Origin of the sequence: Aquiflexum sp. (assembly GCF_041749095.1) — a bacterium.
Taxonomy (GTDB): Bacteria; Bacteroidota; Bacteroidia; order Cytophagales; family Cyclobacteriaceae; genus Aquiflexum.
In genome coordinates this window covers 20,943-28,169 of record NZ_JBGTCA010000193.1, presented here as the reverse complement: position 1 = coordinate 28,169, position 7,227 = coordinate 20,943, and the positions used below count along the sequence as shown (strand labels likewise).

The 7,227-nt window shown below is 42.8% G+C and carries 5 protein-coding genes; 3 read left to right on the top strand and 2 right to left on the bottom strand.

Annotated features, from left to right (window positions below):
* Together ACEW8O_RS09420 and ACEW8O_RS09415 are read left to right on the top strand one after the other, a co-directional pair.
* Nucleotides 1–705 (top strand): serine hydrolase domain-containing protein (locus tag ACEW8O_RS09420; protein WP_373494375.1); only part of this gene is annotated, 705 nt, incomplete at its 5' end.
* A 36-nt stretch (nt 706–741) separates the two neighbouring features.
* Nucleotides 742–1,134, top strand: a complete 393-nt coding sequence (locus tag ACEW8O_RS09415) for a 5-fold beta-flower protein (RefSeq protein WP_373494374.1) — start codon at nt 742–744, stop codon at nt 1,132–1,134.
* 682 nt (nt 1,135–1,816) lie between these two features.
* Here the strand turns inward: ACEW8O_RS09415 and ACEW8O_RS09410 are convergent.
* Nucleotides 1,817–4,162, bottom strand: a complete 2,346-nt coding sequence (locus ACEW8O_RS09410; protein ID WP_373494373.1) for a TonB-dependent receptor domain-containing protein — start codon at nt 4,160–4,162, stop codon at nt 1,817–1,819.
* Between the two features lie 323 nt (nt 4,163–4,485).
* On the opposite strand from ACEW8O_RS09410, the gene ACEW8O_RS09405 reads away from it, so the two are divergent.
* Nucleotides 4,486–5,463 carry a sugar phosphate isomerase/epimerase family protein gene (locus ACEW8O_RS09405; protein ID WP_373494372.1) on the top strand — a complete coding sequence of 326 codons (978 nt, stop codon included), beginning with the start codon at nt 4,486–4,488 and terminating at the stop codon, nt 5,461–5,463.
* Between the two features lie 122 nt (nt 5,464–5,585).
* Here the strand turns inward: ACEW8O_RS09405 and ACEW8O_RS09400 are convergent, their stop codons facing one another.
* Complete coding sequence (locus tag ACEW8O_RS09400) at nt 5,586–7,223, bottom strand: Gfo/Idh/MocA family protein (RefSeq protein ID WP_373494371.1); 1,638 nt, start codon at nt 7,221–7,223, stop codon at nt 5,586–5,588.
* Nucleotides 7,224–7,227 lie beyond the last annotated feature (4 nt).

The window sequence follows — 7,227 nt, the reverse complement described above, 5'->3', positions numbered from 1 at the left end:
ACCGAAAACATCAGCATAGAGGAAAGTGTCAAGAAACTGGCAGCACTACCCCTCCACCATAGCCCCGGAGAGAAATTTACCTATTCAGAAGGATTGGATGTGTTGGGCTATCTGATAGAAATTGTATCAGGAATTCCCTTTGACCAATATTTGAGAACAAAGCTTTTTGATCCATTGGGCATGAATGATACCTGGTTTTACCTGCCTGATGCCAAGGCTGACAGGTTGGTGAAAGTTCAGCGCAAAGCCGATGGCAAATGGGAGAACTTTCCTATCACCTTCTATGACCCTCAATATCCTGTTACCGGTGCCAAGAGATTTTTCTCAGGAGGTGCAGGCTTATCAAGTACGGCAAAGGACTATTCCACTTTCCTGCAAATGTACCTGAACGGAGGGGAACTCAATGGAGTCAGAATCCTCAGCCGCAGCACCATTGAGACCATGATGAAAAATCAGGTCGGGGACCTTTGGGGCGGTGCCAAGCATTATGGATTGGCTTTTGGTGTAGTGACAGAAAATGGTCTAGCCGAAGGAGGTATTGGAGGCGAAGGAACTTTTGATTGGGGAGGCTATTTCAATACCCAGTATTTTGCAGATCCACAGGAAAAAATTATAGGTATCCTGATGAAACAGACAAGTCAAACCTCCGGTGACCAAACAGGCTGGAAATTCAGGCAGATGGTGTTTAGTTTATTGGATGATTAATGGCTTGCCCCAAATCATTTAACTGATTTAAAATCAATGAAAAAGCCAATAATCTTTTTTCTCCTGTTAATGCTTTCCATGCCTGTCTATTCCCCAAGGTTAATGGATGGCTCCAGGAGAACAGTCGGATATATTGAAAATGACAGGGTGATGAATGGGTCGAGGTCTACCATTGGTCATATTGACAACAATCGGATCATGGATGGCAGCAGAAAGACCATTGGATTTCTGGAAGACAGGAGGGTGATGGATGCTTCAAGGAAAACAATCGGGTTTATAGAAGATAGCCGCATCCTGGATGGGTCTAGAAAAACCATAGGTTTTGTTGAGGAAGGCAGGGTCATGGACGGAAGCCGAAAAACAATAGGCCATTATGAAAGCCTGAGAATAGGATATGTGGCCTTGTTTTTCTTTTTCTTTTTTTTATGATGATCCACTAATCTTTAACTCATAATAGGACCTCTTCGGATCCCTCTTGCCTACCAATGACCCAAATCGGAGCAGCCGTCACCCTGGACGCAGGAAAGCCTGCCCCGATTCTTTCGGGGGGTCTCTCGAGGATCAGGAAATGTAAAATAAACATAAATTGGACCTCTGGAGATCCTTCGTGACTACCAATGACGTAATCGGAGCGGCTCGTCACCCTGATCCCGATGGCTATCGGGAGAAGGGTCTCTCGAGGTTCAGGAAATGCATAATAAACATAAATAGGACCTCTGGAGATTCTTCGTGCCTACCATTGACAGATTATTGATAAGTGCAATTATTTATTGGTTTTACATTAATTTTACTCAAATTAATCATATATAAGCCAAACCAATGTCATTACATTTTCTGTACATTTCCAAAATGTTAATTACTCAGAATGACGGCTGCCTAGAGGGCAACTTGATGTCATTACCTATTCTGAACATTTACAAAATGTTGGGGACTCAGGATGACGGCTGCCTAGCAGGTAACTTGATGTCATTCCTTTTCTGAATGTTTTTTCAAAAATGTTAATTACTCGGGATGATTCGTGCCTTCAGAAGGCAGGGGTTGTTGCAAAATCCAAATGGTCAAACAAAATGCTTGAATTTCAATAATGCCATCAATTTGGAAAAAATATTAATCACTGCCTAATCCTATAATTCAAACTCAAATTCATCTGTCTTCGGACATTTTGAAAATCACCATAGGTAATAAACCCTTCCCCCTCCAGGATGTAGCGGTTCCACCTTGAGTTAAAAATATCTGCTATATTCAATACAAGGGTCCCTCTTTTTTTGAGTATATCCTTACTGGCGGACAAATCCATAAAGAATATCCCTTTTTGGATACCTTGAGCGATCCGTTGTCTGGCCTGATAATTGGCCCTAACCTGTACAATAACACCATTTTCAAATGTAAAACGGGAATTCTGCCTTGCATTCCAGGAATAAGTGGTAGCGGTGAAATCAGTCTGAACATTACTTCCATCGATATTGGCATAGAAGAAATTTAAGTTCACATCCACCTTCCACCATGGGAAAATTGCATAATCCGTGGTAAACTCCAATCCAAATGATTGTTCGCCGGTCAGGTTCTGGGGTAATGTGGTCGCATTCCCTTCATTGTCCACACTTCTTATCCTTTCTATTTTGTCCACACTGTTTCTATAAAACACGGTAGAAAACAAAGTTCCCTTTTCAAAATATTTGATATGTCCCAATTCGAAAGCATCGGTAAATTCCGGTTCAAGGTCAGGATTTCCGCTAAAGAAATTCCTTTGATCAGAAAAGGTTACAAAGGGGCTCAGATCATTGTAAAACGGCCTCCTCACCCTTTTGCTATAACTGAGTTGCAGTCCGTTTTCCTCAGTGAAATTGTAGGTAAGGTGGGCACTTGGAAACAGGTTGACATAGTTTCTTGGGTTTTCCTCGTTTGTTTTGACCAAGGTTGTCTTGATATCCGTCCACTCAGTTCTTAACCCGCCCTGATAACTCATTTTTTTGGTTTTATTTCCCAAAATGCCATATAATGCATGGATGTTTTCTCTGTAGAGAAATATGTTGTCCAATCCCGGCATTGGTTCAAAAACCCCCTGTTCATTTTGCTCCTCCACAATGAAGTCATTTTCCATATTTCTGAAACTGCTTCTAATTCCCGTTTCGAATTTACCTTCAGCACCAATAGGTTTGGTATAATCCATTTGGATGAGGTACTGCTTTTCAAATTCATCATTGATAGAAGTTTGTACCAAAGAGCGGGATGGAATTAAAACTCCTACAGGAGTAAAGGTAGATTCTGTAAACAATTGATCTGAATTTTCCCAATAATCCAAATAGGTCAGGACAGTAGTAAGTTCATGGCCTTTGGTACCAAAATTTCTTTTATAGGTAATCAAATATTCTGAGTTGGGTTCTTTCTCAGTTTCATCCTGTCTTCGCAAGGAATAGCTCTGCATATTGTCCATGTTGAATAAGTAGTCATTGTAACGGATGTCTGTAATCCTACGGGCATCACTTCTCCTCAGCGAATAAGAAGCTGTCAAAATGCTGTTTTCATTAAAAAAGTAATCCAAACCCGCTCTGATATTGTTGTCAATTGAATTGACCGTACCCTCCGTGGACTGGTCGGAAATAAAGGTGGTATCCCCCCCAAATGCCTCTTGATACAAAGTACCTCTTCTGGGCACGATCCTTTTGGCAATTCCATAGTTGACAAACCAGTTGATTTTTTTATGCCTGTAATTGAGATTGGCAGACAGACCAAAATTGGTCGGTGTACCGACAATCACCTCAAAAGATCCGTTAAATCCTGAGTTGGATTCTTTCTTTAAGATGATGTTGATGACCCCTGCCATGCCTTCTGCCTCATACCTTGCAGAAGGATTGGTGATGATTTCGATGCGCTCCACCATACTTGCGGGCAATTGTTGCAGGCCCCTGCCTCCTTTGAAGCTTACCAAGCCTGAAGGCTTTCCGTCAACCAAAATCCTGACATTGTCAGAACCCCTCAGTCGCACATTGCCCTGAGTGTCCACAGTGACGGACGGAAGGTTCATTAAAATATCTGATGTGGTACGGCCTGCATTGGCCAGGTCTTCGGCTACATTGAAAATCCTTTTGTCCAAAGCAAGCTCCATAAAGGGTTTCTCCCCCTCCACAATTACTTCATCCAAATTGCTTAGGCCCGATTCCAAACCGACAACTCCCAAATTAAAATCCGGATTTTCTCTGCTAAGGTTAAATGTTTCCGTTTGGAATGCCTCATAGCCCATAAATTCTATCATGGCATAAAAGGAACCAAAAGGGACTTTTAAGGCAAAAAGCCCATCAGCATCGGTGATACCACCTTCCACTAAATCATCTCCTTCATTGAAGATGGCAATAGTGGCAAAAGGTAAAACTATGGATGATAGCTTGTCTGTAACCTTACCTGATATTTCACCTTTATTGGTCTGTTGGGCACCCAATATCCCGACGAAAAAACTCATGAAAATCAAGAGTAAACCTGAGAATATAAAGGCTGCAGGGTTTGGCGTTTTGCAAATGGTAAACACAATAGAATGCCGATAAAGTAGGTTTGAAATTATATTTCTTTCCCAAAGTTACCTTGGGGAAAGAATTGTGGAATGAAGGTAAAGATTATTGAACAAGTTGACCGGGATTTTATATCAATGGGATTTTCGAATTGTGATAAGCTTATTACTTAATGTCTGAATCATCTGTTTCCAAACTCTTACACGAATGACTTGCTAATATAAAATTCAATGTCAAGATTTGAGGTTAACACCAATCATTTACCCAACAGAAATTTATGAACAATCCTCAACACAGAAGAATCTTCCTTAGAAACCTTGGCCTTGTTGGTCTGGGTGCCACTATCAGCCCGCTTATCCTTCAATCATGTGGAGGCACCAACACGCAAACCGCAGTGGAGGAAGTCCCCAAAGAAATGTTTTTTAAAATATCCCTTGCACAGTGGTCACTTCACAAAGCCCTGTTCGCCGGTGAAATGGACAATTTGGACTTTGCAGCTTTCACCAAAAAAGAATTCAATATCGATGCTGTAGAGTATGTCAATGTCTTTTTCAAGGACAAAGGAAAAGACATGGGCTATCTCGGCCAAATGAAACAACGCTGCGAGGACAACGGTGTCCAAAGTATCCTTATCATGGTGGACGGTGAAGGCTATTTGGGAGACCTTGATGCCACTGCAAGAATGAAGTCCGTAGATGACCACAAAAAATGGATAGAAGCTGCCCAATTTCTGGGCTGCCATTCCATCAGGGTCAATGCCTATGGAAGCGGTACTGCCGAGGAAGTTTCAGAAGCCGCCATTGACGGATTGAGAAGTCTGAGCGAATTTGCCCTCCCCTACAACATCAATGTGATCGTGGAAAATCATGGCAGCTATTCCTCTAATGGTCAATGGCTGGCCAACGTCATAAAAAGCACCGAAATGTCAAATTGCGGAACACTTCCGGATTTTGGCAATTTCTGCATCAAGCGCTCAGAGGATTCTGAATCGGGCGGGGAATGCGTGGAGGAATATGACCGATATACAGGTGTGGCCGAAATGATGCCATTTGCTAAAGGTGTCAGTGCCAAAACTTATGACTTTGATGAAAACGGAAACTGTATAGAAACCGATTATGAAAAAATGCTTTCCATCGTGAAGGATGCCGGATTTACCGGGCATATCGGAATCGAATATGAAGGAAGCAACCTTTCTGAAGTAGAAGGTATCAAAGCTACCAAAGCCTTGTTGGAAAGAGTTGGCCCTACCGTTTAAATCCTAAGCCAGGGACATCAATCAGGACTTTAAGACCTAAAAAAAATACCCTTACGTCCCTTGCGGTTTAAAATGTAGAACCCGCAAGGGACGCAAAGGTACTCCAAGAAACAATTCATTTTTCAACCCTTTTGCATCAAATATCCTGCTCCATTGTCCAGTAAAATGGCGTCCAGATCTTCGCCGGGAAGTGAAATAATTCTCTCGATTTCTTCGTCCCATTCAATCCTCCTTCCCAATTTATAGGAAAGCCCTCCCATATGGGCGGTAATGGCCTCTTCAAATCCCTCTGTGATACCACAGCTTGGGTTACCACCATTCCGGACACAACTCAACCATTCCCTGATATGCAGGAATGTCGAATCAACTCTTTTACCATCTCTATAAGTCCATAACAAACCTTTATTGGCAAAATACTTGGCAGTGGCTGAGGTTACGGCATCCACGCCATTGGCACTGGGATCATATTGGTAGATCGGCACCAAGGGGTCTATCCGCTTTTCTTTGATCAAATCCGCATATTTGGTAGACCTGGGGTCGGCATGGATGGTCAACATATTGCCCAACTCCATGGTGGCATCATGACCCATCAAAAGGGTTCCCCTTTCGAACTGATTGCCCAAAGTGGCACTATAGACTAAAGTCATTCCTTTTTCCTTACCCGGCTCCTGACTGCTTCCCGTGGTGAAATCCGGGAAATCCATATTGATCTGCATCACATCAGGCACATTTCTACCATCTCTGTGGGTATAGACTCCTCCTGATGCAGTGATGTATTTAGGGATTCCCATTTTCAGAACACAATTGATCCGGTCATAATCATGGGTCAAAAGATCACCTGAAAGCCCTGAACCATAAGCCCACCATTTTCTCCAACGGAAAAAATGTTCGGCATTGAAGGGGATTTGGGGAGCATTTCCCAAAAAAGCATCCCAATCAATGGTATTGGGAGAAGCGTCCGGATGGATGTCATACTGCCACGCGCCGTTGTCATCGTTTCTATTGGTTGTTGTGGTAACCAATGAAATATGCCCCAAGGTCATTTTAGCTATCGCATCTTGTGCAGTAAGGAAGCTTTGTGTTTGACGGTGTTGGTGGCCAACAGCCAGGACTGCATCAGGATTTCTCCTACAGGATTCCCTGAGGTCATAAGTCTCCTGTATGGTATGGGTCATTGGTTTTTCGATATAGACATGCAGTCCGGCTTCAATTGCCTCAATGGCCATCGGAGCATGCCAATGGTCGGGTGTTGCAATGATGATGGCATCTATTTCGCCACTATGGATCATATCGCCATGGGTGCGGTAGCGTTTACAGACATTTCCGTCTTGATTGAAAGAGGCTAGTGCTTTTTCGGCCCTTACATCAAAGATGTCACATATACCTGCCAATTTCACATTGAGGTTTTCCTGCGTTTTAAAATCCTCCAATCTTTTATCATTTGGGTTCTTAGCACTTGATTTGGCCATTTGCTCCAACCATTCGGTGGTGGCAAAACCCAAAGAACGCATCAGTTGCTCGCCTCTTATCCCAAAACCAATCAAGCCAACTCTAAGCGGTTCACCGCTCATTGGACCGGAAGCAGGTGGTGGAGAAGCCTTGATGTTCAAGGTTTCCAAAAGCAGATTTCGTTCGGTTTTTGCAGTTTCAGTAAAACGATAACCTGCAGTCCATACAGCGCCTAAAATCGGAATGCCCCCAAGAATCTTGATCCATTCTCTTCTGGATAAGCCTTTAAATAAATTTTTGTCCGTCTTCATGGTT